This is a genomic window from Actinocorallia aurantiaca, from assembly GCF_039533685.1.
In the GTDB taxonomy this organism is placed as follows: domain Bacteria; phylum Actinomycetota; class Actinomycetes; order Streptosporangiales; family Streptosporangiaceae; genus Actinocorallia; species Actinocorallia aurantiaca.
On the sequence record NZ_BAAATZ010000012.1, the window covers coordinates 328,715 to 355,369 of the forward strand.

Consider the following 26,655-nt stretch of genomic DNA (forward strand, 5'->3'; position numbering starts at 1 on the left):
CGGGCGTTCGTCGTCTTGAACGAGGGAAGCCTTCCGCCGCGCGGGTCGGCGTCCGTGTTCATCGGCACGGGCGTTGACCCGCGTCCCGGGCGGGGCTACGTTGACGCCACTCCTCGGCCGCCTACCGCCGTGCGCCGCCCGCAGCGCCACCCCCAGCGGAAGGACCCCCCGTGACATCCCACCCCCCAGGACTCCGAGCGCGTCTCGCCGCCCTCCTCTCGATACCTCTCACGGCCACCGCACTGGCCGTCGCGCCCGGTGGCACCGCACATGCCGCCGAGCTCCCGGACGACCGCCTCACCGTCACCGTGGCCGGATCCCCCGCCTACCGGCTCGAAGGGGACCTCTCCTCCGGCGCCATAGCCGTCACCGACACCGTCGCGGACTACCGCACCGACCGGATCCAGGGAGAGGGGACGCTGCCGGGCTCGAGCGGCGGAACCGCGCAGGTCTCCTTCCGGGTCAAGCGGAGCGTGCTCGGCCTGTCGGGGACCTTCACCCTCCGGGACGGCGGCGTGGAGGTCTCCGCGAAGGTCGGTGAGGTCAAGGTCCCGAGTGACGGGACCGTGACGTGGGAAGGGTCCGGCACCGTCGTGCGGGACGGGCGGTCGTCCCGTGCGACCGTCACCTTCACGCTCCAGGACCGCCGGCCCGATCCCGGCGACCACGCCATCCGCATCACCCACGCCGGGCAGGAGCGCAGGGCCGTTCTGCGGCTGCCCGACGACTACGACGGCGGCCCCCGGCCGGTGCTGTTCCACTTTCCCGGGCTGTACGAAGCCCCCTGGATGGCGGAGTTGTTCGGCCGGATGGCCGACTACGCGCAGAGCCGCGGATTCATCATGATCACACCGGAGCACCACGGGCCGGGATGGCAGGGGGTCCTGGCCGGAACGCCCTCACCCGACCTGGACGACCCGGGGTTCGTGGAACGGCTCCAGGACATCCTCGTCGAACGCTTCAACGCCGACCCCCGCCGCCTCTACGCCTCGGGCATGAGCAACGGCGGATTCTTCACCAGCAAGATGGCCTGCGACAACGAGCGCTTCGCCGCCTACGCCCCCGTCGCGGGGCAGCTCAACGACCAGGCGTCCTGCCGGCCCGGCCGGAACATACCGATCGTCCTCATCCATGGGGACGGCGACTTCATCGTCCCCTACACCACCGCTCCTCCGGCCGCCGATTTCTGGGCCCGCAACAACGGCTGCGGCGCCGTACCCGCCTCCGTGGACCTGCCCGACCTCGACCCGAAGGACAACACCACGGTCGTCCGCCACACCTATCCGGACTGCCCCGGCGACGGGCCGGTCGTGCTCTACCAGATCAAGGGAGGCGGGCATAACTGGCCCGGCGGCACGCCCTTCCTCGGCCCCCTCCTGGGCGGGGGGACCTACGACATCGACGCCAACGAGGTGATTTGGGACTTCGTCTCCCGTCACCGCCTCCCCTGATCGCGCCTGAACCCGTAAACGAGCAGGGCAAGGAGGAGCAGGACGGCGAAAGCGACGGCTACCGGGAGGGTTCCGAGGTCGTTGAGGCGGCCGGTGACGGCTCCCTGCACTTCGGTGAACGTCCTGATGAGGGGGTCGTCGGCGGCGGCCCCGTCCAGGACGCGGAGTTCGTACCAGCCGTAGTAGGTGACGTAGGCGCCTGCCGCGAGCAGGAGGGCGCCGCTGATACGTGAGACGTACGGGAGGATCCGGCGGAGTCTCAGGACAGCGGCCTCCTGGGCGAAGGCCACCAGCAGGGAGAGCACGCCGACGATGAGGCCCATGCCCAGGGCGTAGGCGACGAAGGCGGCCAGACCGTCCAGGACGCCTTCCGTGCCGGAGGCCAGGCCCGTCACGGCCAGGAAGGGACCGATCGTGCAGGAGAGGGAGGCCACCGCGTAGGAGGCTCCGTAGCCGTAGAGGGCGGCGAAGGAGCTGGCGGGGCCTCCCGTCTTCAGGTGCGGTACGCGTACGAGCAGTTCCCTGCCCGCCAGCAGCCAGATCCCCAGGAGGAGCAGGGCCAGGCCGATGACGATGGTCGCCCAGGGCAGGTAGCGCTGGAGAGGGGCCGCGACCAGTGAGATCGCCAGGCCGAAGGCGCCGAAGACCGTGACGAAGCCCGCCGTCATGGCCGCCGACAGGCGCAGGGCCCGCCAGAGGCCTCCTGGCCCGGCCAGCAGGAGCGCCAGGTAGGACGGCAGGAGGGCGAAGCCGCACGGATTGAACGCGGCGACCAGGCCGGCCGCCAGTGCGAGAGCGAGATCGTCCATCTACAGCGCGTACTGGTCGATCAGCTCGGACAGGTCGGCCTCGCTGAGCGGGCCCACCGCGGAGTGGGTGCCTCCCTCGGGGTTCACCACCAGGTAGGACGACTGCGACGTCACCTTGAAGTGCTTGTACAGGGAGCCGGTGCGGTCGTCCAGATGGGTGAAGTTCGAGGTGCCGGTGCGGGAGACGAACGCGTCCATCTGCTCCTTGCTCTTGTCGAGCCCGGCCACGCCCACGAACGTGACCTTGTCTCCGTACTTCTTCGCCGCGGCGGACACGGCGGGGCCCTCGCCCTGGCAGGTGGGACACCACGGCGCCCAGAACCACAGCACCACCGGCTTGCCGGCCAGGCCGCTCCCGTCGAACGCCTCGCCCTTCAGGGACGTCGCCTGGAACTTCCACAACGCGGGCGTCTCCATGCCCGAGGAGTCTTCCGGGGCGGCGGGCGCCGCCGACGAGGACTTCGTCATGTCCGGGGACGCCGCCTTCTCCTCCGCTTCGCTCCCGCATCCGGTGGCGGCGAGCAGGGTCAGGGTCAGCGCGGAGATCAGCTTTCTCATGCGGAACACCGTATTGCGCCCGGCGGCCGCAGGATCTTACGCGTTGATGACGCCGGAGATCAGCAGGGAGCACCGCTTTTCCACAGGCCGTCCGGGAGCGCGCGCGAAGAAGTGATCGGATGGGGGCGGGAGAACCGGTCGGCGGGGTGCGCGGACGGCGGGTGGCGGCCGCCAGGTGGCGGTCGATATACCAGGGGGCGAGCGTCACGATGATGGTGACAGTCCGTCATCTTTGGGAGTGAACATGAGTGAGCGGGTCCCTCCTCCGTTCGATCCGGAGCTGGCCGCGGCCCTGGCCGCGGTCTCCGACACCGTGTGGCCGTCGCTGAGGCCCGACCAGATCGCGTTGAAGCGTGCCGTTCCCCGGCTGCCGGCCGGAGAGTTCACCCTGGGCGGGGTGTTCACCGCCGAAGACCTCGTCGTACCCGGTCCCGAGGGGGCTCCGGACATCTCCCTGCTGGTGTGCCGGCCGGTCAGCGCGCGGGAGCCGGTGGCCGCGCTCTACTTCATCCACGGCGGCGGGATGGTCATGGGCGACAACCGGGCGGGCGTGCCGGACATGCTGGAGCTCGCCGCCGAGCTGGGCATGGCGGTCGTATCGGTCGAGTACCGGCTCGCGCCCGAGAACCCGCATCCGGCGCCGGTCGAGGACTGCTACGCGGGCCTCCTGTGGACGTTCGAGAACGCCGCGAAGATCGGCGTCGACCCCGCGCGCGTCGTCGTGGGCGGCAGCAGCGCGGGCGGCGGCCTCGCGGCGGCGCTCGCGCTGATGGCCCGGGACCTGGACGGCCCGGAGATCCTCGGCCAGCTGCTGCTGTGCCCCATGCTCGACGACCGCGACGACACGTTCTCCGGCTTCCAGATGACGGGCCTGGGCACCTGGGACCGCGTCGCCAACGACACCGGCTGGAACGCCCTGCTCGGCGCGGCCCGGGGCGGCCCCGACGTCTCGCCCTACGCCGCCCCGGCCCGCGCCGGGGACCTGTCGGGCCTGCCGCCCGCCTTCATCGACGTCGGCTCGGCCGAGAGCTTCCGCGACGAGGACGTCGCCTACGCCGCCCGCATCTGGCAGGCCGGGGGCCGCGCCGAACTGCACGTCTGGCCGGGGGGTTTCCACGGATTCGACTTCCTGTCCCCGCGTGCCGCCCTCTCCCGGGACTCCAGGGAGGCCCGGGTGCGCTGGATGCGCCGCCTCCTCGCCTGAGAAGCACCCAAAACGGACTAAAGTGACGACGTGAAAGAGCTCGCCGGGCGGCTGACCGCGCTGGACCCCGACGCGGGGGCGGCCGTGCGGGTCATCGCCTACTTCGACCGGCTGGCCGAGGGGCGGGCCGGGCTGGAGGCGGTCGTCCGGGGGGCCGTCATCCTGGCGGGATGCCCCGCCCGGCTGGCCGATCCCGAACGCCGGGTCCTCGTCCGCGTCCTGACCGACGGATGCCGGGACGACGTCTGCGAAGCGCCCGATCCAGCCTGGCCCAGCGTCTCACTGACCCCCGGCGGCGCGGGGCGGCTCTGGCTGGAGCGCCCCGGGCCCGCGGGCACCGTCGGCGCGATGGTCCTGGAACGGGCGGCCGCGACGGCCCGCGCCGTCCTGGAGCGCACCAGGGGCCGGGCCCCGGTCGGATCACCCGGGGACGATCCGGCCCTGGTGGAGCTGCTGCTCGACCCCGCGGTGCCCGAGGCCGAGCGGCTCCACGCGGCCCGCCGCCTGGGGCTGCCCCGGCTGGTGAGGGCCGTGGCGGTCGCGGGCGGGCCCCCGGTGATCGAGCCCGCCGAGACCGAGCCCGGCCACCACGACGGCCGGGCCGGCATCGGGCCCGACGTCCCCGTCCTCGGCCTGCCGGACTCCTGGAAGGCAGCGGCCGTCGCCCTGCGCCTGGCCGCCGAGGGGGACGCCTCCGATCCCGGCCCGCGCGTCGTGCGCTTCACCGAACTGGGCGGGCTCGCGGTCCTGGCCTCGGCGGTCGGCCCGGAGACCGAGCCCGTCCCCGACGTGCGGGCGCTCGACCGCGCGGCCGCCGAGGCCCCCTGGGCGGCGGCGACCCTCCACGCCGTGGCCTCCTCTCCCAGCCTCCGCGCCGCGGCGTCGGCGCTGGTCCTGCACCACTCCACCCTCCAGGACCGCCTCGCCCGCGCCGAGCGGCTCCTCGGCTGGAGCGTCCGCACCCAGGAAGGCCGCCTGCGCCTGCACCTGGCCTTCGCCCTGCGCCGCCTCCACCGCCGCCCGCGCTGAAGTCCGTCCGACGGCCCGCCGGACCGGCTCCGGCCGGATTCCACGATCATTCCGGTCTTGACCCATGCCTTCCCATGAAGGAAACTGTGTCTGCCTTAGCGAAACTTTGTTTCGCTGCGCGAAACGAAAGGAGTCCGGCATGGGTCTTCGACGCTTCCTCCGCCTCGCCCTTCCCGCCTTCCTCTCCGCCGCCTTCCTGACGGGCGTCTCCGCGCCCGCACAGGCCGACGCCCCCGTTTCCTCCTTCACCAGCACCGTCAGCGGGGATCCCGCCGACGTCTACTACCCGACCGCGATCAGCGAACGCACGCCCGTCGCGCTCATGCTCCAGGGCGCGCAGGTCGGGCGCGCCCACTACTCCGCCTACGCCCGCGCCGTCGCCGCGTACGGGTTCATCGTGGTCGTGCCCGACCACAAGCGCCTGCTGTTCTTCGACAACGACTACTACCCCGAGCAGAAGCAGGCCGCCGACGCCGTGACCTGGATGAAGGCGGAGGACGACCGCACCGGTTCGCCGCTGAAGAGCAAGGTCAAGACGACCCGGATGGTGCTGCTCGGCCACTCCTTCGGCGGCGCGGCCGGGCTGTCGATCGTCGGGGAGACCTGCACCATCCCGTTCTGCACGGGCCTGACGTACACGATGCCCACCCAGGTGAAGGGGGCCTCCTTCTTCGGCGCGAACAACAAGTCGCCGCTGACCGGGACCTTCGCCACCATCGACCTGCAGGTCCCGACCCAGCTCGTCCAGGGCGTCCAGGACGGGGTGGCCCTGCCCGCCGACGCGGAGAGCACCTACAACAAGATGATCTTCGACCCCAAGCAGATCGTCCGCGTCTCGGGCACCAACCACTACGGCATCGCCAACGCCCAGAACCCGGCAGGGGCCGACCCCGAGGCCGGCCCGCAGTCCTTCACCCAGGCCAGGAGCATCGAGATCGCCGCCCGCTGGTCGGCGAAGTTCCTGCTCGCCGCCATGGGCGACGAAGCCGCCGAGGACTACGTCTGGAACACCGGCGACGCCGCCGACCCCGACGTGACCGTCACCGGCGACAACTGATCACCGTCCGCCGGGCCCGCGGGAGCGAGCTCGGCGGCCGTCAGGCTAAGAGCGCGGCGAAGCGCCGGTCGAGCACCGGGCGGGGGTCGCCCTGACCGGTCACGGCCTCGACCTCCGAACGCAGATGGACCAAGTCGCCGGACCCGCAGGATCGAACCCGGCTGACGTCAGGCGAAAAGAGCGGCGTAACGCCAGTCGAGCACCGGGCGGGAGGCTCCCTGACCGGTCACGGCCTCGACCTCGGAACGCAGGTGGGCCAGGCCGCCGCCGTCGGGAAGCGACTCCAGCCGTTCGACGGTCACCCGGCTGGTGACGGTGTCGCCCTCGTAGACCGGGCCGGTGTGGTCGCAGCCGTGCCAGCCGGCGACCGTGACCAGGCCCGGGAAGGCGCGGGTCGCCTGGGACAGCGCCAGGCCGATCGTGTGGCCGCCGTAGACCAGGCGGCCCTCGGGGCCCGTGGTCCGGGGGTCGTGGTGGACCTCGGCGATGTTGAGGATCAGCCGGGCCAGTTCGGGGGCGCCGGAGACCGTGTCGCCGCCGACGACCTGAACCGTCCGCCCCTCGGCCAGGGCGTCGAAGCCCGGGCTGCGGTCGACGGCGCGGAAGGCGTCCAGCCGCCAGTCCCTGACGGCGTCGCGGAACTTCTCGGTGCCGGGCGCGGGGCCCACCGCGCTCAGGTCGGCGTCATGACCGGTCTGCGCCTCGGGGTCGCGCAGCGGCATCATCGCGCACCGCCAGAAGTCCAGGACCGGACGGTCCTCCTGGTCCACCGTGGTGATCCGCAGCGCGGCCAGGCCCGTCGCGGCGCGCCCGGGACGGGGCCGGTTCTGGCGCAGCGCCACCACCTCGGTGGAGGTGTACAGCGTGTCGCCGAGGGCGGGGAAGCGCCGGAAGGCCAGCCCCCGGTAGAACAGGTTGGCCTTGACGTGGTGGGTCACCAGCGTGGACTGGCCGATGGACACGTCCCACACCAGCGCCGGGGAGGCGAGTTCGCTCCCGGTGACCTTCCGGGCGAGATGGGCGTCCAGGGCCAGCCGGAGCCGGTCGCCGACGATCGCCTGGTGCTGCGCGACGTGGCCGCTGCTCAACGTCAGCCCGGGAGCCGTGTCGAAGACCTGCCCCACCGAGAGCTCGTCGAAATACGGGCCTTCGGCCGCGGGGATCTCCGTCATCTTCTCTTCCTTCGCCTCTGCGCACAGACGGTTCTGGATCATGCCATGAGGATTCCCCCGGCCCTCACACCGGATCCTCCCCCCGGCGGTCAGGACCGTAAAGGCCCGCTCCGTCCCGGTGACCGGTAGCGGAGCCCCCTCACCGCCCCGATCGGGCCTACTCTCTGCGCGCAGCCCCAGTCGTCGAGAGAGAAGAGCTGAAGCCGTGAACACGGTGGTGGACCTCAAGGGCCGTGCGGTGCTCGTCACCGGTGGCACCAAGGGCATCGGCGCGGTGATCGCGCGGACCTTCCTGCACGCGGGCGCCGACGTCATGGTGTGCGGGCGCAACGAGCCCGAGACCCTGCCGGAGGCCGACGGCCGGTCGGCGCGGTTCCTTTCCGCCGACATCCGGGACGCCGCCCAGGCCGCCGCGCTGGTGGAGCAGACCGCCGAGCTGTTCGGCAGGCTGGACGTGCTGGTCAACAACGCCGGCGGCTCCCCCGACGCCGACTCCGCGACGGTCTCCCCCCGCTTCGTGGAGCGCATCGTGGCCCTGAACCTGCTCGCCCCGTTCTACGTCGCCCAGCCCGCCAACAAGGTCATGCAGGCCGGGGAGGGCGGTTCGATCATCAACATCGGCAGCGTCTCGGGCATCGACCCCCAGCCCGGCACCGCCGCCTACAGCGCCGCCAAGGCCGGCCTGCTGATGTTCTCCAAGGCCCTGGCCCTGGAATGGGCCCCGAAGGTCCGCGTCAACCACATCACCACGGGCCTGGTCATGACCGAGGCCGCCGCCCACAACTACGGCGAGGACGGCGGCGCCTCCACCGCGGCCCTCGTCCCCATGCGGCGCATGGCCGACCCCCAGGACGTGGCGAACGCCTGCCTGTACCTGGCGAGCGACCTGTCCTCCTACGTGACCGGCGCCGACCTCGCCGTCCACGGCGGCGGCGAGGTCCCGGCCCGCTACCTGGTCAAGCAGCAGCAGGACTGACCCGCCCCGCGCACTCGGCCTTCCCCGCGTTCGTCCCGCCCGCCCTCGACCCGGCCGGTCGGCGCGGGGAGGGCGCCGCTGAACGCGGCATCCGGCGGTGTGTCCATGAAGGAACACGACGGTCTCGACAGCTCACCCTCGATCCACCACGGGACCGGCACCACCATCGAACCCGACCGGGCACAGATCCTGGACCACATGTGCAAAGCCGAGCACGGGCTCGATGCGATGGAAGCGGTGCCCGACCTGTTCGACCCGGGCCAGTACATCCCGGGCGGCTCCTCACCGATCACCGACGGCACCTGGATCTGGCGCGTCGGCAGCCTGCACCACGCCGGCATCCGGGCCCTCGCCCTTCCTGCCGTGTTCATCGAGGACACCCAGGCCGAACAGGTCGACGACCTGGTCGATCAGGTCGTCGGCCCGTGCTGCGTCGAGGTAGTCGTCGACGAACATTTGGGACAAGCCGTAGACCAGGGCCTGGGCGGCGATCCGGATCAGTTCGGGGTCGGCCTGCCGGAGTTCGCCGCGCCGCTGCCCGGCGATGATCATTTCGGTGGTGGCGTGGGTGAAGGCTCGGTGGCCCTCTTCCATCGCGGGTGTACGGACCGCGCTGAACACGGCCGTGCGCAGGAGGGCGAAGCGGTGCGGATGGGCCAGTGCGTAGTGCACGAATGATGTGCCCAGGGCCCTGAACGGAACGGAGCCGGCCGAGCTCACCGCAGCCAGCTGGACTGCGGCGAAGTCCGCTGCGACGACCTCGGAGACCGCCGCGAGAAGTGCGGCGCGGTCGGCGAAGTGCCTGAAGGGCGCGGCAGGTGAGACGCCTGCCCTGCGGGCCACCTCGCGGACGGTCACGGCCTCGGCGCCGCCCTCGTCGAGCAGTTCGACGGCATGGGCGACCAGCGCCTGCGGCAAGGAGCCGTGGTGGTAGGGCCGTCCGGCCTCCCGGGTGTTCATGCAGCCAGTCGTACCACACCTTGACAGCATGACCCGGGAACGATGTAATCGGCGCTCACATCAATGTATTCAATGATTACATTGGAGTCCTCATGGACCTGAAGCGCGGGGGCTGGGCTCGGGAAGTCGACGCCGAACTCCGGCCGAGCCAGGGGAGCGTCCCCAGCGGCCTGGTCGGAACCCTCTACCGCAATGGCGCGGGCAACCATCTTTCCGACTACATCATCGACGGCGACGGGCTGGTCAGCGCCGTGACCTTCGAGCCGGGCGGCACGGTGCGAGTTCGCAGCCGCTACGTCCGCACGCCCTCCTACCAGGCGTCGCTCACCGCCCGCGGCGCAGACGGGCCGCCTCTGCGGCTGGGCGGAGCCAACGCGGTGGGCGGCCGGCTGCGCAACCTGCTCAAGCCGCCCGCCGCCCAGGCCAACACGTCGGTGACGATGATCGACGGCAGGCTGCTGGCGCTCTGGGAGGCCGACCTGCCCTGGGAGCTGGACCCCGACACGCTCAAGACCCTCGGCCGCTGTGACCTCGATGGGGTGCTGGACAGGTCGGGACCGCTCGGGAGCCCGCTGGGCAGCCCCTACTCGGCCCACCCGTGCCGGGACCCCGCCACCGCCGAGCTGTGGAACTTCGGCTGTGTGTACGGCCCGCGCCCCCGGCTGGAGATCTACCGCAGCGGACACGGCGGGCGGACCGAACACCTGCGTTCGATCCGGCTGCCCCGCCGCTACATGGTCCATGACTTCGCGATGACCGCCACCCACCTGGTGTTCTGCCTCGGCCCCGTCATCCTCGATCTGGCCGCCATGCTGTCCGGCCGCCTCCCGACCTTCGAGGCGATGCGCTGGCATCGCGACGAGCCCACCCGCATCCTGCTCGTGCCGCGGACCGGAGGGCCGTTCCGCGTCGTCGAAACCGACCCATGGTTCCAATGGCACTTCGCCGGCGCCTACGACGACGGTTCCGACATCGTCTTCGACCTGGTCCGCTTCCGGTCCTGGACCGTCATGCACGAGGCCATCTCCAGCATCGGCCACCTCACCGACCCGGCCTGCCTCCCCGTCGGCCGGCTGTGGCGCCACCGGGTCGGCGCGTCCGGCAAGGTCGAAGCCCACCAGGTCCATTCCCTTCCGCTCGAATGGCCCACCATCGACCCGCGCCGAGCCACCACCGCCCACCGCAACGTCTACGGCGCCGCCGCCGGCGACGTCACGGCGGGAGTCGCGTTCACGACGGTCGCGCGCTATGACACCGAGACCGGCGAGGCCGACACCCACGACTACGGCCCCGGCCACCTGGTCGGCGAACCCCTCTTCGTCCGACGCGACCCCGACGTGCTCGACGACGACCAGGGCTGGCTCCTGGCCTGCGAAAGTCACATCGCCTCCGGGAGGACCAACATCGCCGTCTTCGACGCCCGATCCGTCGCGGACGGGCCCGTCTGCACCCTTCCCGTGCCGGAAAGCCTCGGCTACACCTTCCACGGGCAGTGGGTCGCATGACCGGCGCGCAGCGGATCACCTCCTTCGCGCGCGACGGCTGGATCTTCGACGTCACCGACCAGGGACCGCTCGACGGGGACGTCGTCGTGCTGCTGCACGGCTTCCCCCAGACGGCGAAGTCCTGGGAGCTGCTCGCACCGCTGCTCCACGCCTCGGGGTATCGCACGCTGGCTCCCGACCAGCGCGGATACTCACCTCGCGCCAGGCCGCGCGGCCGGTTCGCCTACCGGCTGTCCGAACTCGCCGACGACGCTCTCGCCCTCATCGCAGCCGTCGGCGCAGGCCGAGTGCATGTTGTCGGGCATGACTGGGGGGCGTCGGTCGCCTGGACGCTCGGGGCCACCCGGCCCGACGTCGTGGCCACGGTGACCGCGCTGTCGGTCCCGCACCCGGCCGCCTTCATCCGGTCCCTGTTCACCAGCCGGCAGCTCCTCATGTCCTGGTACATGTTCTTCTTCCAGGTCCCCTGGATTCCCGAACTGGTCATACGCCAGATCTCCAAAGGCGGCCGGACGAGCCTCGTGGCCGGGCGGATGACAGCCGGCCAGAGCGAGGCCAACGCCCGCAGAGACGCCGACTTCCTAGCGAACTCCGGTGCGCTCGCACCGGCCCTCAACTGGTACCGGGGCATGCCCTTCAACTCCCCGAAACGGCTGGCCCGCGTCACGGTCCCGACCCTGTTCATCAACAGCGACGGCGACCCCGCGCTGAGCGTCAAGGGCGCCGAGCTCACCGGCAGGTACGTGACCGGCTCGTACACCTTCCGCACCCTGAAGGGCGTCGGGCACTGGATCCCGGAGCAAGCCGCCCGGGAGGTGGCCGAACTCCTGCTCGTCCACCTCGCCCGCTAGAGCGCGAATCGCCTTTCGGGGGTTGAGAGATCGCTGTTTCCCGTCCAGAGGGACAGTGCCGAGCATCTGAGTGTCGGGTGGTCTTTTCAAGGCGTGATGTGGGTTGTGTCGCCTGACCATCAGATAGACAAGCCTGTTCAAAAGAGCGGGCTTTGCAACGGACCGAGGAGATTCCAGTGGCTATTTCGTTGATCACTCGCAAGGTCGGAGCGGCCGTGGCCGTGGCGGTCGCGGTCGCGGTCGCCGGGCCGGTTCAAGGTGCGTCGGCCCGGACCGCCGACCAGGTGATGCAGGACGGGCTCAATACGGCGGTCGCTGCCGGGTATCCGGGTGCTACGGCGCTGCTCCGCAAGGACGGAGTGAGCCGGTACCTGACGGCGGGTGTCGGGGACCGGACCGCCCGGACGCCGATGGACCCGAAGGCGCAAGTGCGGATCGGGAGCAACACCAAGCCGTTCATCGGCGCAGTCGTGCTGATGTTGGCCGATCAGGGCCGGCTGTCGCTCGATGACACCGTGGACCGGTGGCTGCCGGGCGTGGTGGCCGGGAACGGCAACGACGGCAAGAAGGTCAAGATCCGCCAGTTGCTGAACCACACCTCAGGCGTGCCCGACTACCTCAACGAGGTCTACGCCGACGCGTTCGACAACCCGAACAAGCCGTTCCCGGCCGCGCAGTTGGTGCAGGTGGCCATGCGGCAGGCGCCGCTGTTCCCGCCTGGCACGAATGTCTCCTACAGCAACACCAACTTCATCCTGCTCGGGATGATCATCCAGTCGGTGACGGGCAACGGACCGGCCACCGAGGTGACGACCCGCCTCGTCGACCGGCTGGGCCTCACCGGCACGAGTTACCCCACATCCGATCCGAAGCTGTACGGCAACCATGTCCGCGGCTACGCCGTTCCCGCCTACTACTGGGGCGAGCGCCCCTACGTCGACGTCACCACCCTGAACGTCCAGTTCTCCGGTGCGGCCGGCGCGATGGTGTCCAACCTGGACGACCTGGCGGCCCTCCACCGAGCGCTGCTCGACGGCACCCTCCTCTCCCCCGCGATGGTGGAGCAGGTCAAGACCCTCGTCCCCTACCCCGGCCAGTCCAACCTCTCCTTCGGGCTCGCCCACGAGGTGATGAACGGCCCGGGCGCCTGCGGCAAGATCTGGTCGAAGGGCGGCGCCATCTACGGCTATTACACCGCCGTCCTCACCCGTGAGGACGGCACTCAGGTCGCCGTCGCCACCAACCAGTTCAACATGGTCGCCGCCAACCCGGCTGGAGTGACCAGACTGACCAATGCCGCCATCGAAGCCGTCTGCGCCCTCTGACCGGTCTTCCCCACATACCCCGTCAAAGGACGACCTCAGAAGATGTGGTCCCGCCTGATCATGAGTGCCGCCGCGACCGGTGACGTCCGGAACCACCCGACCGACCCAGGCATCCCGATCAGCAGGTTCGTCGTCTTCGGCGAGGTGGGCAGCGACACGGTCGGAACAGGGAGTGCGGCAGGCCCGCACATGGCAGGGATCCGCAGCGCCAGGGCGCGGCTGCCAGGGCTGATGTCGTCGACCAGGTCGGCGACGGCGGGCAGGAGGTCGGGCACGGCCGAATGCCAACGGGACACCGGCTCAGCCGCGATCCGCCGACGTCTGCCCGCTCCCCTGACTCCGCCTCTCGCCCCGACCGAAGTCGGGACGAGGGGACGGTGGACCCGGCTCAGATGACCCCGTCGGCCCTCAGCTTCTCCAGCTCCTCAGCGGTGAGGCCGAGGAGTCCGGTGTAGATCTCGGTGTTGTTGGCGCCCAGCTCCGGACCGACCGAGCGGACTTCGCCCGGGGTGCCGGAGAGTTTGGGGAAGACGTTCTGCATGGGGAATTCGCCGAATTCGGGGTGGGCGAGTTTGATGATGGCCTCGCGTGCTTTGAAGTGGGGGTCGGCGAGCATGTCCTTGGCCCGGTAGGTCAACCCCGCCGGGATGCCGTTGGCGTGCATCTTGTCCAGCACTTCGTCGCTGGTCAGCGTGGCGGTCCACGCTGCGATGAGCTCGTCGAGTTCCTCGGCGTTGGCGCCGCGCGCCCCGTGGGTGGAATACCGCTGGTCGTCGGCGAGTTCGGGGCGCCCCATGACCTCGGCCAGGCGGCTGAAGACGGTGTCCTGGTTGGCCGCGATCAGCACCGGCCCGTCCGAGGTGGGGTAGACGTTGGAGGGGGCGACGTTGGGCAGCACCGAGCCGGTGCGCTCGCGCTGGTATCCGGCCAGCTCCCACTCGGGGATGAGCGACTCCATGAGCGCGAAGACGGCCTCGTACAGGGCGGAGTCGACGACCTGGCCCTTGCCGGTGCGGGCGCGGGCGTGCAGGGCCACGAGGGTGCCCAGCGCGGCGAAGGTCCCGGCGAGTTCGTCGCCCAGGGAGATCCCGGCGCGCGCCGGGGCGCTGTTCGGGTCGCCGGTGACGTAGCGGATGCCGCCCATGGCCTCGCCGATGGAGCCGAATCCGGCGCGGGGGGAGTAGGGGCCGTTCTGGCCGTAGCCGGTGACCCGGGTGATGATCAGCCCCGGGTTGAGCTCCCACAGGGTCTCGGGCGACAGGCCCCAGCGCTCCAGGGTGCCGGGCCGGAAGTTCTCCACCAGCACGTCGGCCTCGGCGATGATGCGCCGGGCGAGGTCCTGGCCTGCTGCTTCGCGCAGGTTGAGGGTGACGGATTTCTTGTTGCGGGCCAGGATGGGCCACCACAGGGATTGGCCGTGGGGTTTCTCGCGTCCCCACTGGCGCATGGGGTCGCCGGTGACGGGGGGTTCGATCTTGATGACCTCGGCGCCGAAGTCGCCGAGGAGCTGGCCGCAGAACGGGCCGGCCAGCAGCTGGCCCATCTCGACGACCCGCAGGTCGTCGAGGGCGCGGGGAGACGGCTCTGTCACTGGTCCTCCTTGAGGTTGGCTGCGGCGGCGCGCAGGTGGGAGCGCATCACCGAGGCGGCCCATTCGGGGTCGCGGGCGGTGATCGCGTCGACGAGCTCGCGGTGGTGGCCCATGCTCCGCGCCATCGTCTCGGCGTCGTACCGGTGGAAGGTGCCGAGGATGAGGGGGGCGTGCATCACGGACGTGAGCATGCCCGGGAGCCTGCTGTTGCCGGAGGCGTCGATGAGGGCCTCGTGGAAGTGCGAGTTGAGCCGGGCGAGCAGGGCGACCTCCCCCTCGACGGCGGCCCCCTCCATGGCCGAGCACAGGTCGCGCAGTTCGGCCAGGACGGGCTCCTCCAGGCCGATCCTCGCCGCGCGGGCCACCGCGTACGGCTCCAGGAGCGTGCGCAGCTCGAAGATCTCCTCCAGGTCGCGGGCCGACCACAGCACCACCCGGGCGCCCCGGTGCGGCAGCACCTCGACGAGGCCGTCGGCGCCCAGGCGCTGGATCGCCTCCCGGACGGGGGTGCGCGAGAGCCCGAGCGTCTCGGCCAGCTCGGCCTCCCCCAGCCGGGTGCCGGGCGCGGCCTCCCCGGAGAGGATCATCCGCCGCACCGCCTCGTAGGCGGTGTCGGCGGCGCGTCGGCCCGTGGACATCGACCCTCCCCGCCTTCATTGCATACAATAATGTGGATTGATGCGAAGTTATCAGGAAATACGCAGATCGGGGAAGCACATTGCATACAACAGTGCTGGAAGTCGGCCCGCGTGACGGCCTCCAGAACGAGGCACGAGCTCTCTCCCCCGACGACCGGATCGAGTTCATCACCCGTTGTGCGGACGCCGGGACGCGCCGGATCGAAGCCGTGTCCTTCGTTCATCCCGAACGGGTCCCGCAGATGGCGGGAGCCGAGGAGGTCATGGCGGGCGTCCCCCGCCGGGAGGGCGTCTCCTACAGCGGTCTCGTCCTCAACCGGCGCGGCCTGGATCGGGCGCTCGCCGCCGGGGTGGACGAGGTGAACGTCGTCGTGGTCGCCTCCGACACCTTCTGCGTCCGCAACCAGGGCCGCACCACCGACGAGGCCCTCGACGCCTGGGACGGGATGGCCGCCGCCGCGTCCGACGCCGGAGTGCCCGTCTCCCTGACGATCGCCGCCGCGTTCGGCTGCCCGTTCGAGGGCGAGACCCCGCCGGAGCGCGTCGTGGAGATAGCCCGCCGCGCCGAGGCCGCCGGGGCGTTCGAGGTCGCGCTCGCCGACACCATCGGCGTCGGCGTCCCCGCGCAGGTCCGCGACCTGACCCGCCGCGTACGGGCCGCCGCCCCCTCGCCGGCGCTGCGCTTCCACTTCCACAACACTCGCAACACCGGCTACGCCAACGCCCTCACCGCCGTGGACGAGGGCGTCACCGTCCTGGACGCCAGCGCGGGCGGGTTCGGCGGCTGCCCCTTCGCCCCCGCCGCCACCGGCAACATCGCCACCGAGGACCTCCTGTACGCCCTGCACCGCAGCGGCGTCGAGACCGGCATCGACCTGGAGGCCGTCGCCGCCACCGGGATCTGGCTCGGCGGTCTCCTCGGCGAGCCCGCCCCCGCCCTCCTCGGCCGCGCGGGGGGCTTCCCCGCCTGAGCGGGCAGACGACGGACGAGGATGTTCGAGTAGCCGCCCGGCCGCCCTCGGGGACCAGGGAGTGGATCCACCGCCGCCGTCGTCGCGCTTCGGCGACCGCGTGCCGCCCGGTGGGCTCGCAGGCCCAGGAACAGGTGGCGACGGCCCCTCCCGCGGGGCGGGAGGGGCCGTCGGAGGGGGTCTGTCAGGAGGCGTTGGCGGGGACCGGGGCGGGCGCCGTCTCGGTGCGGCGGGCCAGGAGGACGAGGGCGCAGGCGACGACGGCGCAGGCCGAGCAGAAGAGCCAGACGGCGACGTAGGCGCTCTCGGTGGGGACGTCGCCGAGGGCCATGGCGGCGAGGACGGAGGCGATGATGCCGCCCGCGACGGCTCCTCCGACGGACTTGATGTTGTTGTAGAGGGCGGTGGCGATGCCGGAGCGGGACGGGTCGGCTCCCTCGACGATGACGGTGGGCATGGCGCCGAGGGCGACGCCGGTGCCCAGGCCGATGAGGGGCTTGAGGACGATGAACTGCCAGAGGGCGTCATGTGCGACGGCCTGGCCGAGGAGTCCGAGGGCCACGAGGGCGAACGACGCGACCAGGGCGGGGCGGTAGCCGATCCGCCTGGCGATCATCGCGGTTCCGGCGGCGCCGATCACGGCGGCGATCGCGGCGGGCAGGGTGATCGTGGCGAGGTCCAGGGCCGTCAGGGCGAAGCCGTAGCCGGTCTCGGCGGGGTCGGCGGCCAGGAAGGTGGTGTCGGGAGTCTGGGTGCCGAAGAAGACGACGCCGAACAGGAACGCGACGCCGTAGAAGGGGGCGACTCGGCGGTCGGCCATCTCGCGCAGGTCCACCAGCGCGTCCTTCGAGCGCAGTTCGACCTTCACCCAGACGGCGAGCAGGACCAGGCCTCCCAGCAGCGGCAGCAGGGTGCCGGCGCTCGTCCAGCCGGAGCCTCCGGCGCGGGAGATCCCGGCCAGGACGCTGATCATCGCCAGGCCGAGCAGGACCAGGCCCGGCCAGTCGGTGCGGCCCTGGGCGCGGGCCTCGCTCTCGGGCACGGCGAAGAACGACAGCAGGAAGCAAGACCCCGCCAGGACGGCCGGGATGAGCAGCGCCGTCCCGACGTTCCCGATGGCCTGCTGCGCCGCGCCCATGACGAGCATGCCGACCAGGCCGCCGAGGGTGAGCGCGCCGACCAGCCAGGCGATGGCGCGGCGGGCGAGGGCTTCGGGCAGCCGGTCGCGGACCAGCGCGATCTCCAGCGGGAGCAGCGCGGCGAACGCGCCCTGCAGGATCCGGCCGAGCAGCAGCACGGCCAGGTTCGGGGCGAGGGCGACCAGCAGGCTGCCGACGGCCATGGACGCGAGCGCGATCCGCAGCATGCGGCGGTGGCCGTGCAGGTCGCCGAGCCGGCCGAACATCGGGACCATGACCGCGGCGGCCAGCAGCTGCACCGAGCTGATCCAGTTGAGGTCGGAGTCGGCCAGGCCGTGGGCCTCGCCGACGGCCGGCAGCAGCGGGACGATGCTCGTCTGCAGGAACCCGCTGGTCAGTTCGAAGAAGACGAGGATGCCGACGACGGCGCGGATCGACGCGGCCGACGTCTTCTCGGAGACGTTCACGCGGTGGTCCCTTCCAGGCGGCGTGCGGCCAGGGTGGCCAGCAGCAGGGCGGCGTCCGGCAGGACGGAGTCGTCGAAGACGGCCTGCGGAGAGTGGTTGACCGGGGCGGCGGACGGGTCCGGGACCGGCGGGCAGGCGCTGAGGAAGAGCATCGCGCCGGGCACCTGCTGCAGGACGTAGGAGAAGTCCTCGGAGCCGAGGAACGGCTGGGGGGACTCGAACGTGCGGCCTTCGAACAGCTCTCCGGCGGTCTCGAGGGCGAACCGGGCCTCGTCCACGGAGTTCTCGGTGACAGGGTAGTCGTGCCGGTAGTCCACTTCCGCCTTGACGCGGTGCGCCGAGGCGATGCCCTCGACGGTCTCCATCACCAGTTCGCGGACGTCCTGGCGGGTCTGCTCGGAGAACGTGCGGACCGTGGCCTCCAGCCGCCCGTCCTCGGGGATCACGTTGCGGGTCGTGCCCGCCCGCAGCTTTCCGACGGTGACGACGGCCGGGTCGAGGACGTTGATGGATCTGGTGACGCGCGTCTGCAGCGCCGTCACGATCTCGCACAGCGGCGGGATCGGGTCGCAGGCGGCGTGCGGGGACGAGCCGTGCCCGCCCTTGCCGACGACGCGGACGTCGAAGGAGTCGGAGGAGGCCATGAACGTGCCGCCCTTGGTGCCGACGAACCCGGCGGGCAACCCGGTGGAGAAGACGTGCACCGCGTAGGCGGCGACGGGCATGCTCCCGGCGGCGTCCAGCAGCCCCTCGTCGATCATGATCTTGGCGCCGCCGTAGCCCTCCTCGCCGGGCTGGAACATGAACACGACGTCCCCGGCGAGCTCCTCGCGGTGCGCGGCCAGCAGCCGCGCCGCCCCGACCAGCCCGGCGACGTGCAGGTCGTGGCCGCAGGCGTGCATCGCGTCGGGGAGCCGCGAGGCGTAGTCGACGCCGGTGTCCTCCTGGACGGGCAGCGCGTCCATGTCGGCGCGCAGCAGGACCGCCGGGCCCGGGCGGCCGCCGCGCAGCACCGCCGTCACCGAGCTGAGGTCCTTCCCGGTGGAGATCTCCAGCGGGAGTCCTTCGAGGGCCTCCAGGACGCGCTCCTGGGTGCGCGGCAGGTGCAGGCCTACTTCCGGCTCGCGGTGCAGGGCGCGGCGAAGCCGGGTCAGTTCGTCGCCGAGAGCGGCGGCGTCGTCATGCGTGAACATGACGGTAGTCTGCGTAGACAACCACCCAAGACCAACGAAACGCCAGGATCCCGCACCTTTGACAGATCACTTGCAGGAATCAGCCACCCTCGACGAGCTCGACTACCTGCTCGTCACCGCCCTGCAGCGCGAGCCGAGAGCCGAGTGGCGGCGGATAGGCGAGAAGCTGGGCGTCGACCCGTCCACCGCGGCCCGCCGCTGGGCCCGGCTCGCCGAGGCGGGCCTGGCATGGCTGACGTGCTACCCGGCCTGGCTGCCGCCGGGCGCGCTGATCACCTTCATCGAGCTGGACTGCGCGCCCGGACGGGTCCACGAGGTGGCGCTGGCCCTGGCCGACGACCCGCACCTGTTCAGCATCGAGCACGTCACCGGCGGACGCGACCTGCTGCTCACCACGACGTTCGCCAGGCAGGCCCACCTCGCCAGCTACATCGGCTTCCGGCTCGGCGCGGTGCCCGGCATCACCGCCACCCGCACCCATGTGGCGAGCATCCTGCACTCCGAGGGCAGCCACTGGCGCCTGGACCGCCTCGCCTCCCCCGCCGCGAGCCCGCCGTCCGTCCCCGCCTTCTCCGGCCGCGGGGTCCTGTCACCCGAAGACCAGGCGTTCATCAGCGTGCTCGCCTCGGACGTCCGGCAGAGCGCGGCGGCGCTGGCCGAGCGCACCGGGCTCAGCCCCACCACGGTCCGCCGCCGCCTGGCCCGACTGGAGCGGGACGGGCTGATCGCCTACCGCTGCGAGGTGAGCCGCTCGCTCTCCGGCTGGCCCGTCTCCGTCACCTTCTGGGGTTCGGCGCCCGCCGGGGAGACCCCCTCGATCACCGCCCGCATCGCCCGTCTCCGCGAGACCCGCATGTGCGTCTCCCTCTCGGGCGCCCACAACGTCATGTTCAGCGTCTGGCTCCGCTCCGTCGACGACCTCCCCGCCTTCGAGACGTCCCTGACCTCGCGCGTCCCCGAACTGTCCATCACCGACCGCACCCTGGCGCTGTGGAGCCTGAAGTTCGCCGGCCAGCTCCTCTCCCCCGAGGGCCGCCGCCTCCGCTCCGTCCCCCTGGACATGTGGACCCCGGACTCCGCCCACGCCGCCGAAGCCGCCTTCGTCTCCGCCCTCGCCACCCCTCCCCCGCTTCGCGGACCCGCGGCCGACGCCCGGAGATAGGGCGGGGCGGCGGGAAAATCTCCGTGTCGGGACAGTCGAACAGCGCGCTGATCTGCTTGTTCACCCGCCGGACCCAAGCCGGAAATGTCCCGAAAGGAGATCCCGGCCTCCAGGGACAACGACCTCTGGTGGTTTCCGGTCCGCCTGGAAGAACATCGCTCCTGCCCTGTTCTCCTCGAATCGGAGTGGCAATGGTCCACCATCTGACCGCCGGCCAGAGACGCAAGTCCACCGTCGGGCTCTTCTTCCTCCTGCTCTTCGGAGCCTCGATGTTCATGCTGCCCGCTTACAACAGCCTGCCGTACGCCTTCGAACTCAAAGGCGAACCGGGCGTGTACGAGCTGGACGTCTGCTATCACGGGACCAGCAAACACAGCCGCAACGGCTGCCGAGGCACCTTCACACCCGACAATTCGTCGATTGAACCGACGAGCGACCTCAAGTTCGGCAGCCACTACGACCAGGGCGACCGGGTACGAGCGAGAAGCGACGGCGAGAACGGCTACGAGACGGGCTTCCGCGGAAGACTCGCCGCGCTGCTGTTCCCGTCGATCTCCTTGGCCTTCCTCATCGTGCCCGCCCCCTTCCTGATGGTCACTTTGATCCGTCCTTTCGCAAGCGAGAACCGCTGGCGGACCCTCTACCAGCGGATCGCCCTCGCGGCATTCGCCCTTCTCTTCCTAGCCGCAGGCATCACGATCCTGACCCGCTGACCACGCTGCCGAGTTCACGCGTTCTCCGGAATCCCCGGCACCGGTCGCTCCCCACCGTTCTTCGCACCGCGGCAGGCGTGTGGTTCCGCTGGAACGGGCCGGGGAAGGGGAAGGCCCGGGTGAGGGCGAATCCCGGTGAACAGGTACAGGTCGGGCCGCGAACTCACCGTCGCAGGGAGCCTGCGAGCCGGAGCACACCCCCTGAAAAGCGAGGGCCCGCCGATCTCCTGGCGGGCCCTCGAAAAGGTGTTGCCGCTACGAGCCGAAGAGCACGCGGCCCGCGGAGAGGACGGTCTTGCCGTCGACGGCGGCCTCGAACAGGAGGGCGCCGTCGTCCTCGTTCCAGGCGCTGACCTGGAGGACGTCGCCGGGGAAGACCGGGGAGGCGAAACGGCCGTCCAGTTCCAGCAGGTCGGCCGGGTGGGCGCCGGCCAGGTCCGCCAGGGGCAGGGTGACCGCCGCGAGGGTGCACAGGCCGTGCATGAACGGCTTGGGCATGCCCGCGGCCTTTGCCGCCTCCGGGTCGATGTGCATGTGGTGGCGGTCGCCGAGCAGGCGGTAGAGGGCGGCCTGCTCGGTGCCGGTGCGGAGCGTGAACTCGTGGTCGGGCTCGCGCTCGGGGCGGCGGGCGGCGGACGGGCCGCGGTCGCCGCCGAAGCCGCCGCAGCCGGGGGCGAAGATCGACCAGGTGGCCTCGAGGTAGTCGGTGTCCACCGCCACCTCGAAGACCGCGGCGCCGCCCTTGTCCCAGACCTCCGAGACGCGGGCCTTCATCTCCAGGTCACCGGAGCGCGGCAGGGCCCCGCGCACCCGCAGGCGCTGCGAGCCGTGCACGGCGGTGCCGGTGTCGAACGCCCCGGCCGAGCCGAGCACGTCCGGGGCCCACTGGGCGCGGGTGAGGGCGAAGGTCGGGAGGACCTTCAGCTTCTCCTCGAACACCAGGTCCAGGTCGGTGGCCTTGGCCCCGACGGCCAGCGCGTAGAGGATCGCGTCGGTCTCCTCGTAGCGCTCGGTCCGGGCGCCGAGGTCGCGTCCGCGCCATTCTCCCGAGTTCATCGGATTCTCCTGTCCGCTCACGTGTCCGCCGCCAGGATCAGGCCGCTGGTCGGCACCCCGGTCCCGGCGGTGACCAGGACGTTGTGGATGTCACCGGGCTGGTTGACGGACGTGCCGCGCACCAGCCGGACCGCCTCGGCGATCCCGTTCATGCCGTGGATGTAGGCCTCGCCGAGCTGGCCGCCGTGGGTGTTGGTCGGCAGCCGCCCGTCGAGCTCGAGGTTGCCGTCGGCGATGAAGTCCTTGGCCTCGCCCCTGCCGCAGAAGCCCAGCTCCTCCAGCTGCGGCAGCACCAGCGGGGTGAAGTGGTCGTACAGGATCGCGGCCTGGATGTCGGAGGGCGTCAGCCGGCTCTGCGCGTACAGCTGCTTGCCGACCAGCCCCATCTCCGGGATGCCGGAGATCTCGGGCCGGTAGTAGCTGGTCATCATCAGCTGGTCGGGGCCCGAGCCCTGCGCCGCGCCCCAGATGACCGCCGACGGGTTCGGCAGGTCGCGGGCCCGCTCGGCGGAGACGACGACGATCGCCTGGCCGCCGTCGCTCTCCTGGCAGCAGTCCAGCAGGTGCAGCGGCTCGGCGATCCAGCGGGAGGCCTGGTGCTCCTCCAGCGTGATCGGCCGCTCGTAGAACCAGGCCTTGGGGTTGGTCGCGGCGTGCTTGCGGTCCACGACGGCCACGCGGCCGAAGTCGGCGCTCGTGGCCCCGTACTCGTGCATGTAGCGGCGCGCGAACATCGCCACCCACTGGGCGGGCGTCGACAGGCCGAACGGCGTCATCCACGAGTAGGCGGCGCGGTCGGCGCTGACGTCCATGGGCCGCTCGGCCTGGCCGAGCCCGTAGCGTTCGCCGGACCGCTCGTTGAACGCGCGGTAGCAGACGACGACGTCGGCGACGCCGGTCGCGACGGCCATCGCCGCCTGCTGGACGGTGGCGCAGGCCGCGCCGCCGCCGTGCCCGATGCGGGAGAAGAACTTCAGCTCGCCGATGCCGAGGTTGCGGGCGATGTGGATCTCCGAGGAGGTGTCGGCGGTGAAGGTCACCATGCCGTCCACGTCGGAGGGCTCCAGGCCGGCGTCGGTGATGGCGGCCAGCACCGCCTCGCAGGCGAGCTGCAGCTCGCTGCGGCCGGACTCCTTGGAGAACTCGGTGGCGCCGATGCCGGCGATGGCGGCGGCTCCGGGCAGCACGGTCATGACTCACTTCCTTCCGGGAGCTGGACCACGACGGTGCCGGACACGTGCGGGCCGATCGAGTTGACGCCCTTCACGGCGATCTCGACGCTGCGGCCGGAGTCGTCCTTGGCCGTCACGCTGCCGGTGAGCAGCATGGTGTCGCCGGGGTAGTTGGGCGCGCCCAGCCGGATCTTGATCTTCTTGACCACGGCGGCGGGCCCGGCCCACTCGGTGACGTACCGGTCGACCAGCCCGTTGCTGGTCAGGATGTTCATGAAGACGTCCTTGGAGCCGCGCTCGGCCGCCAGGGACGGGTCGTGGTGCACGTCCTGGTAGTCGCGGCTGGCCAGCGCGGTCGCCACGATCATGGTGCGGGTGAGCGGGACGCTCAGCTCCGGCAGCTCCTCCCCCACCGCGACGTCCTGGTAGGCGCGGCTCATGACGCGGCCCCCGCCAGGAGGTCGCCGAGCTCGGCCAGGTCGGCGGACGCGCCGCCGAGGACGCCCGAGAGCTGCTTGCCCCACAGGAAGTAGCGGTGCATCGGGTAGTCGACGTCGACGCCGATGCCGCCGTGCAGGTGCTGGGCGCGGTGGACGGCGTTCAGGCCGCCCTCGTCGGCCCACCACTTGGCGGTCAGGGCCGCGGCGGCGGCGTCCTCACCGGCTTCGAGCAGCGAGACGGCCTTCCACAGGCACGCCTGCATGGCCTCGATCTCGATGTAGGTGTCGGCGAGCTGGTGCTGGACGGCCTGGAAGGTGGCCAGCGGGCGGCCGAACTGCTCGCGCTCGGACAGGTAGGAGGCCGCGAGGCGCATCGCCCCGTCGGCGACGCCTGCCTGGACGGCGGTGACCGCGACCCGGGTGAGGTCGAGGATCGTCCGCAGCGCGCCTTCGCCCAGCGCCCGGGCGGGCACGCCCTCCAGGGTGAGGTTCCCGGCCGCGTCGTGGGTGGTGGTCCGCGTCCACTCCCACTCCGTGCCCGGCGCGGAGGCCTCCACGACGAACACGCCGGGGCCGCTCTCGGTGCGGGCGGTGACCAGCACGTACTTCGCGCCGACGGCCGAGGGGACGACGGCCTTGACGCCGGTCAGCCTCCAGCCGTCGCCGTCCGGGACGGCCGAGCACCGGGGGTCGGCCGGGTCGGCGGGAGAGAACTCCTCGAGCGCGACGGTGACGCGCTCGGCTCCCTCCGCGAGGCCCGGCAGCAGCGCCTCACGCTGCGCGGCGTCGCCGTGCTTCGCGATGGTCAGCCCCGCCACGAGCGCGGGCCACACCGGTGCGGGCGCGACGGTGCGGCCCTGCTCCTCCAGCAGGACGCACAGGCCGCCGACGCCCAGGCCCGCGCCGCCGTCCTCCTCGGGCAGCGCGATGCCGAGCAGCCCGGCGTCGCCCAGCGCCTTCCACAGGCCGTCGTCGACGCCGCTCCCGCTCTGCTCGGCGGCGCGCAGCCGGTCGGCGGTGGCGTAGTCGGTGAAGATCTGCCGGGCCAGTCCCCGGACCTCTTCGAGTTCCTCGCCAAGGGTGAAGTCCATCAGTCTTCCTTCTTCGGGACGGCGGGCCGGAAGACCGGCAGGGTCAGGTCGGGGTCGGCGTCCAGCCACTCCAGCGAGACCGGCATGCCGATCTCGACGTCCTCGGGCGCGACGCCGGTGAGGTTGGCGGTCAGCCGGGTGCCCTCGGGCAGCTCGATCACCGCGATGAGCAGCGGGTAGTCGAACGCCGGGTGCCGCGGGTGGTGGGCGACCACGTAGCTGTAGACGGTGCCCTCTCCGGTGGACTCCACGGTGTCCCACTCGAACGAGCCGCACACCGGGCAGCACGGGCCGGGCGGGTGCCGCAGCGACTCGCAGGTCGCGCAGCGCTGGATGACCAGCCGGTGCTCCTTGGCCGCCTCGAACCAGAACGCGTTGTCCGGGTTGATCGCCGGGCGGGGCCGCTTGGCCTTGGGCTTCGGCTTCTCCACCGGGACGAACCGCAGGGTCCGCCAGCGCTGGGTGGCGACGACCTCGCCGTTCTGGTCCCGGTAGGTCTTCATCGTGGACACGAAGCGCCCGGTGCCCAGCCCGGTCTTCTTCTCCGGCGAGATCGACTCGACGGTCTCGGAGACGGTGACGTGGTCGCCGGGGACGAGCTCGCGCTGGAACTCGAACTCCGAGTCGGTGGCGACGACCGAGGTGTAACCGCCCTCGGCGAGCAGCGCCACCAGCTCGTCGAATCCGGCGGACGAGCCGTCATCGACGGGGTTCACCGTGGCGGCGTACCCGCGCATCGTCCACGCCTGGACCATCGACGCGGGCGCCACGACACCGGGACGCCCGGTGGCCTTGGCGGCCTCGTCGTCCAGGTAGACGGGGTTGGCGTCCTCCATGGCCTCGGCCCAGTGCCGGATCATCGGCACGTTCACCGGGTCCTGGCCGCGCCGTTCGGCGACCAGCTCCCGGCCCACCCAGGCCTGCAGCCTGGCCTCGTATTCTTCACTCATCGGCCCGACCTCGCCCGCGGCAGGCCCAGGCCCTGCACGGCGACCATGTCGCGCAGCACCTCGTTGACGCCGCCGCCGAAGGTGTTGACGATGCCCTGGCGGGACAGCTGCTCGATCTGCCCGAACAGCACCGCGCCCGGCGACTCGGGACGGACCCGGCCGGCCGCGCCGAGGATGCCGGTGAGGGTGCGCTGCACGTCGATGTGGGTCTCGGTGCCGTAGGCCTTGGTGCCTCCGGCCTGGGCGCCCGACAGGTCGCCCGTGGTCTCCACCGCCCAGGTCATCTTCCAGTTCAGCAGCGCCATCGCCTCGAGCTTGGCGTAGGTGCGGGCCAGGTCGCGGCGCACCCACGGCAGGTCGATGACGCCGTTGTCGCGGGCCCAGTCCCGCACGTCCTCCCAGAGGCGGATCATGCGTCCGCCGAGCGCGGCCAGGCCGATGCGCTCGTGGTTGAGCTGGTTGGTGATCAGGCCCCAGCCTCCGTCGACCTCGCCGACGACGTTCTCGGCCGGGATCCGCACGCCCGAGTAGTAGGTGGCGGTGACGACCATGCCGCCGACGCACTGGATGGGGCTCCAGGAGAACCCTTCGGCGTCGGTGGGGATGATGACGATGGAGATGCCCTTGTGGCGGGGCTTGTCCGGGTCGGTGCGGACGGCCGTCCACACGTAGTCGGCGGTGTTGGCCCCGCTGGTGAAGATCTTGCTGCCGTCGACGACGAACTCCTCGCCGTCGCGGACCGCCTTGGTGCGCAGCGACGCCAGGTCGGTGCCGGCGTCCGGCTCGGTGTAGCCGATCGCGAAGACGATGTCCCCGGAGAGGATGCCCGGAAGGAACTGCTTCTTCTGCTCCTCGGTCCCGTACTTCATCAGCGTCGGGCCGACGGTGTTGACGGTGACGAACGGGAACGGCAGGCCGGCCCGCTGCACCTCGTCGAAGAAGATGTACTGGTCGGAGAGGGACCGGCCCTGGCCGCCGTACTCGACGGGCCAGCCGATGCCCAGCCAGCCGTCGTTCCCGAGCATCTTCACGACCTCGCGGAACCGGCTGCCGCCGACGCCCTCCTCGCCGACCCGGCGGCGCTCGTCCGCGGGCAGCAGGTCGGCGAAGTAGGCACGAAGTTCCGCGCGCAGTTCCTGTTGCGCTGCGGACTCACGCAGATCCATGGGCACTCT

The 26,655-nt window shown here is 71.5% G+C and carries 26 protein-coding genes; 11 read left to right on the plus strand and 15 right to left on the minus strand.

What is annotated here, in order from left to right:
* Positions 1 to 170: 170 nt before the first annotated feature.
* Positions 171 to 1,451, plus strand: coding sequence for a CE1 family esterase (locus ABD327_RS16635; protein WP_344451293.1), 1,281 nt, complete (start codon positions 171 to 173; stop codon positions 1,449 to 1,451).
* Here the strand turns inward: ABD327_RS16635 and ABD327_RS16640 are convergent.
* Together ABD327_RS16640 and ABD327_RS16645 are read right to left on the minus strand one after the other, a co-directional pair.
* On the minus strand, positions 1,436 to 2,260 hold the full coding sequence (locus ABD327_RS16640; protein WP_344451294.1) for a cytochrome c biogenesis CcdA family protein: 825 nt from the start codon (positions 2,258 to 2,260) through the stop codon (positions 1,436 to 1,438). The two genes, ABD327_RS16635 and ABD327_RS16640, sit on opposite strands and share 16 nt — an antisense overlap.
* Entirely contained in the window at positions 2,261 to 2,818 is a 558-nt protein-coding gene (locus ABD327_RS16645) for a TlpA family protein disulfide reductase (RefSeq protein WP_344451296.1), read from the minus strand. It abuts the gene before it with no gap.
* A gap of 244 nt (positions 2,819 to 3,062) precedes the next feature.
* Between ABD327_RS16645 and ABD327_RS16650 the strand changes: the two genes are divergently transcribed.
* The 3 genes from ABD327_RS16650 (at position 3,063) to ABD327_RS16660 (ending at position 6,108) form a co-directional block, all read left to right on the plus strand.
* Positions 3,063 to 4,022 carry an alpha/beta hydrolase gene (locus ABD327_RS16650; protein WP_344451297.1) on the plus strand — a complete coding sequence of 320 codons (960 nt, stop codon included), beginning with the start codon at positions 3,063 to 3,065 and terminating at the stop codon, positions 4,020 to 4,022.
* Between the two features lie 30 nt (positions 4,023 to 4,052).
* Positions 4,053 to 5,051, plus strand: coding sequence for a helix-turn-helix domain-containing protein (locus ABD327_RS16655; RefSeq protein WP_344451298.1), 999 nt, complete (start codon positions 4,053 to 4,055; stop codon positions 5,049 to 5,051).
* A gap of 139 nt (positions 5,052 to 5,190) precedes the next feature.
* Positions 5,191 to 6,108, plus strand: coding sequence for a poly(ethylene terephthalate) hydrolase family protein (locus tag ABD327_RS16660; protein WP_344451299.1), 918 nt, complete (start codon positions 5,191 to 5,193; stop codon positions 6,106 to 6,108).
* Between the two features lie 167 nt (positions 6,109 to 6,275).
* On the opposite strand, the gene ABD327_RS16665 is transcribed toward ABD327_RS16660, so the two are convergent.
* Positions 6,276 to 7,280, minus strand: coding sequence for a MaoC family dehydratase (locus tag ABD327_RS16665; RefSeq protein ID WP_344451300.1), 1,005 nt, complete (start codon positions 7,278 to 7,280; stop codon positions 6,276 to 6,278).
* A 205-nt stretch (positions 7,281 to 7,485) separates the two neighbouring features.
* On the opposite strand from ABD327_RS16665, the gene ABD327_RS16670 reads away from it, so the two are divergent.
* A complete protein-coding gene (locus ABD327_RS16670; protein WP_344451301.1) occupies positions 7,486 to 8,256 on the plus strand; it encodes an SDR family oxidoreductase in 771 nt (256 codons plus the stop codon).
* Positions 8,257 to 8,538: 282 nt separating this feature from the next.
* On the opposite strand, the gene ABD327_RS16675 is transcribed toward ABD327_RS16670, so the two are convergent.
* Positions 8,539 to 9,216 carry a TetR/AcrR family transcriptional regulator gene (locus ABD327_RS16675; RefSeq protein WP_344451302.1) on the minus strand — a complete coding sequence of 226 codons (678 nt, stop codon included), beginning with the start codon at positions 9,214 to 9,216 and terminating at the stop codon, positions 8,539 to 8,541.
* Positions 9,217 to 9,308: 92 nt separating this feature from the next.
* On the opposite strand from ABD327_RS16675, the gene ABD327_RS16680 reads away from it, so the two are divergent.
* The 3 genes from ABD327_RS16680 (at position 9,309) to ABD327_RS16690 (ending at position 12,897) form a co-directional block, all read left to right on the plus strand.
* Positions 9,309 to 10,721: a carotenoid oxygenase family protein gene (locus tag ABD327_RS16680; protein ID WP_344451303.1), complete on the plus strand. Its 1,413-nt coding sequence runs from the start codon at positions 9,309 to 9,311 to the stop codon at positions 10,719 to 10,721.
* Positions 10,718 to 11,572, plus strand: a complete 855-nt coding sequence (locus ABD327_RS16685; protein WP_344451304.1) for an alpha/beta fold hydrolase — start codon at positions 10,718 to 10,720, stop codon at positions 11,570 to 11,572. The genes ABD327_RS16680 and ABD327_RS16685 overlap by 4 nt, the downstream gene beginning before the upstream one ends.
* A 176-nt stretch (positions 11,573 to 11,748) precedes the next feature.
* A complete protein-coding gene (locus tag ABD327_RS16690) occupies positions 11,749 to 12,897 on the plus strand; it encodes a serine hydrolase domain-containing protein (RefSeq protein ID WP_344451305.1) in 1,149 nt (382 codons plus the stop codon).
* Positions 12,898 to 12,932: 35 nt separating this feature from the next.
* Here the strand turns inward: ABD327_RS16690 and ABD327_RS16695 are convergent, their stop codons facing one another.
* The 3 genes from ABD327_RS16695 to ABD327_RS16705 all read right to left on the minus strand — a co-directional run bounded on the left by ABD327_RS16695 (position 12,933) and on the right by ABD327_RS16705 (position 15,126).
* Positions 12,933 to 13,172: a hypothetical protein gene (locus tag ABD327_RS16695; RefSeq protein ID WP_344451306.1), complete on the minus strand. Its 240-nt coding sequence runs from the start codon at positions 13,170 to 13,172 to the stop codon at positions 12,933 to 12,935.
* 113 nt (positions 13,173 to 13,285) lie between these two features.
* A complete protein-coding gene (locus ABD327_RS16700; RefSeq protein ID WP_344451308.1) occupies positions 13,286 to 14,488 on the minus strand; it encodes a CaiB/BaiF CoA transferase family protein in 1,203 nt (400 codons plus the stop codon).
* Positions 14,485 to 15,126: a GntR family transcriptional regulator gene (locus tag ABD327_RS16705; protein ID WP_344451309.1), complete on the minus strand. Its 642-nt coding sequence runs from the start codon at positions 15,124 to 15,126 to the stop codon at positions 14,485 to 14,487. The genes ABD327_RS16700 and ABD327_RS16705 overlap by 4 nt, the downstream gene beginning before the upstream one ends.
* Positions 15,127 to 15,218: 92 nt before the next feature.
* Here ABD327_RS16705 and ABD327_RS16710 point away from each other — a divergent pair, with 92 nt between their 5' ends.
* Positions 15,219 to 16,097, plus strand: a complete 879-nt coding sequence (locus ABD327_RS16710) for a hydroxymethylglutaryl-CoA lyase (RefSeq protein ID WP_344451311.1) — start codon at positions 15,219 to 15,221, stop codon at positions 16,095 to 16,097.
* 184 nt (positions 16,098 to 16,281) lie between these two features.
* Here the strand turns inward: ABD327_RS16710 and ABD327_RS16715 are convergent, their stop codons facing one another.
* Together ABD327_RS16715 and ABD327_RS16720 are read right to left on the minus strand one after the other, a co-directional pair.
* Positions 16,282 to 17,703, minus strand: coding sequence for an MFS transporter (locus ABD327_RS16715; RefSeq protein ID WP_344451312.1), 1,422 nt, complete (start codon positions 17,701 to 17,703; stop codon positions 16,282 to 16,284).
* Complete coding sequence (locus tag ABD327_RS16720) at positions 17,700 to 18,896, minus strand: M20 metallopeptidase family protein (protein WP_344451313.1); 1,197 nt, start codon at positions 18,894 to 18,896, stop codon at positions 17,700 to 17,702. The genes ABD327_RS16715 and ABD327_RS16720 overlap by 4 nt, the downstream gene beginning before the upstream one ends.
* 70 nt (positions 18,897 to 18,966) lie before the next feature.
* Here ABD327_RS16720 and ABD327_RS16725 point away from each other — a divergent pair, with 70 nt between their 5' ends.
* Together ABD327_RS16725 and ABD327_RS16730 are read left to right on the plus strand one after the other, a co-directional pair.
* A complete protein-coding gene (locus ABD327_RS16725) occupies positions 18,967 to 20,058 on the plus strand; it encodes an Lrp/AsnC family transcriptional regulator (protein WP_344451315.1) in 1,092 nt (363 codons plus the stop codon).
* Positions 20,059 to 20,327: 269 nt separating this feature from the next.
* Positions 20,328 to 20,771 (plus strand): hypothetical protein, encoded by a 444-nt coding sequence (locus ABD327_RS16730; protein ID WP_344451317.1) that lies wholly within the window; start codon positions 20,328 to 20,330, stop codon positions 20,769 to 20,771.
* Between the two features lie 255 nt (positions 20,772 to 21,026).
* Here ABD327_RS16730 and ABD327_RS16735 read toward each other — a convergent pair whose 3' ends face one another.
* The 6 genes from ABD327_RS16735 to ABD327_RS16760 are packed head-to-tail and all read right to left on the minus strand — an operon-like array spanning position 21,027 to position 26,646.
* Positions 21,027 to 21,827: a MaoC/PaaZ C-terminal domain-containing protein gene (locus ABD327_RS16735; protein WP_344451318.1), complete on the minus strand. Its 801-nt coding sequence runs from the start codon at positions 21,825 to 21,827 to the stop codon at positions 21,027 to 21,029.
* 17 nt (positions 21,828 to 21,844) lie between these two features.
* On the minus strand, positions 21,845 to 23,020 hold the full coding sequence (locus ABD327_RS16740) for a lipid-transfer protein (RefSeq protein ID WP_344451319.1): 1,176 nt from the start codon (positions 23,018 to 23,020) through the stop codon (positions 21,845 to 21,847).
* Positions 23,017 to 23,439, minus strand: coding sequence for a MaoC family dehydratase (locus ABD327_RS16745; RefSeq protein WP_344451320.1), 423 nt, complete (start codon positions 23,437 to 23,439; stop codon positions 23,017 to 23,019). The genes ABD327_RS16740 and ABD327_RS16745 overlap by 4 nt, the downstream gene beginning before the upstream one ends.
* Positions 23,436 to 24,530, minus strand: a complete 1,095-nt coding sequence (locus ABD327_RS16750; RefSeq protein ID WP_344451321.1) for an acyl-CoA dehydrogenase family protein — start codon at positions 24,528 to 24,530, stop codon at positions 23,436 to 23,438. The genes ABD327_RS16745 and ABD327_RS16750 overlap by 4 nt, the downstream gene beginning before the upstream one ends.
* Positions 24,530 to 25,480 (minus strand): bifunctional MaoC family dehydratase N-terminal/OB-fold nucleic acid binding domain-containing protein, encoded by a 951-nt coding sequence (locus ABD327_RS16755; protein ID WP_344451322.1) that lies wholly within the window; start codon positions 25,478 to 25,480, stop codon positions 24,530 to 24,532. Before ABD327_RS16755 ends, ABD327_RS16750 begins: the two co-directional genes overlap by 1 nt.
* Positions 25,477 to 26,646: an acyl-CoA dehydrogenase family protein gene (locus ABD327_RS16760; RefSeq protein ID WP_344451323.1), complete on the minus strand. Its 1,170-nt coding sequence runs from the start codon at positions 26,644 to 26,646 to the stop codon at positions 25,477 to 25,479. Before ABD327_RS16760 ends, ABD327_RS16755 begins: the two co-directional genes overlap by 4 nt.
* Positions 26,647 to 26,655 lie beyond the last annotated feature (9 nt).

Bases quoted from the DNA above. Each gene is read 5' to 3' on its own strand.
- ABD327_RS16640 (WP_344451294.1), bottom strand. From the start codon at position 2,260: ATGGACGATCTCGCTCTCGCACTGGCGGCCGGCCTGGTCGCCGCGTTC.
- ABD327_RS16645 (WP_344451296.1), bottom strand. From the start codon at position 2,818: ATGAGAAAGCTGATCTCCGCGCTGACCCTGACCCTGCTCGCCGCCACC.
- ABD327_RS16650 (WP_344451297.1), top strand. From the start codon at position 3,063: ATGAGTGAGCGGGTCCCTCCTCCGTTCGATCCGGAGCTGGCCGCGGCC.
- ABD327_RS16660 (WP_344451299.1), top strand. From the start codon at position 5,191: ATGGGTCTTCGACGCTTCCTCCGCCTCGCCCTTCCCGCCTTCCTCTCC.
- ABD327_RS16665 (WP_344451300.1), bottom strand. From the start codon at position 7,280: ATGACGGAGATCCCCGCGGCCGAAGGCCCGTATTTCGACGAGCTCTCG.
- ABD327_RS16675 (WP_344451302.1), bottom strand. From the start codon at position 9,216: ATGAACACCCGGGAGGCCGGACGGCCCTACCACCACGGCTCCTTGCCG.
- ABD327_RS16680 (WP_344451303.1), top strand. From the start codon at position 9,309: ATGGACCTGAAGCGCGGGGGCTGGGCTCGGGAAGTCGACGCCGAACTC.
- ABD327_RS16685 (WP_344451304.1), top strand. From the start codon at position 10,718: ATGACCGGCGCGCAGCGGATCACCTCCTTCGCGCGCGACGGCTGGATC.
- ABD327_RS16705 (WP_344451309.1), bottom strand. From the start codon at position 15,126: ATGTCCACGGGCCGACGCGCCGCCGACACCGCCTACGAGGCGGTGCGG.
- ABD327_RS16720 (WP_344451313.1), bottom strand. From the start codon at position 18,896: ATGTTCACGCATGACGACGCCGCCGCTCTCGGCGACGAACTGACCCGG.
- ABD327_RS16730 (WP_344451317.1), top strand. From the start codon at position 20,328: ATGTTCATGCTGCCCGCTTACAACAGCCTGCCGTACGCCTTCGAACTC.
- ABD327_RS16735 (WP_344451318.1), bottom strand. From the start codon at position 21,827: ATGAACTCGGGAGAATGGCGCGGACGCGACCTCGGCGCCCGGACCGAG.
- ABD327_RS16740 (WP_344451319.1), bottom strand. From the start codon at position 23,020: ATGACCGTGCTGCCCGGAGCCGCCGCCATCGCCGGCATCGGCGCCACC.
- ABD327_RS16745 (WP_344451320.1), bottom strand. From the start codon at position 23,439: ATGAGCCGCGCCTACCAGGACGTCGCGGTGGGGGAGGAGCTGCCGGAG.
- ABD327_RS16750 (WP_344451321.1), bottom strand. From the start codon at position 24,530: ATGGACTTCACCCTTGGCGAGGAACTCGAAGAGGTCCGGGGACTGGCC.
- ABD327_RS16755 (WP_344451322.1), bottom strand. From the start codon at position 25,480: ATGAGTGAAGAATACGAGGCCAGGCTGCAGGCCTGGGTGGGCCGGGAG.
- ABD327_RS16760 (WP_344451323.1), bottom strand. From the start codon at position 26,646: ATGGATCTGCGTGAGTCCGCAGCGCAACAGGAACTGCGCGCGGAACTT.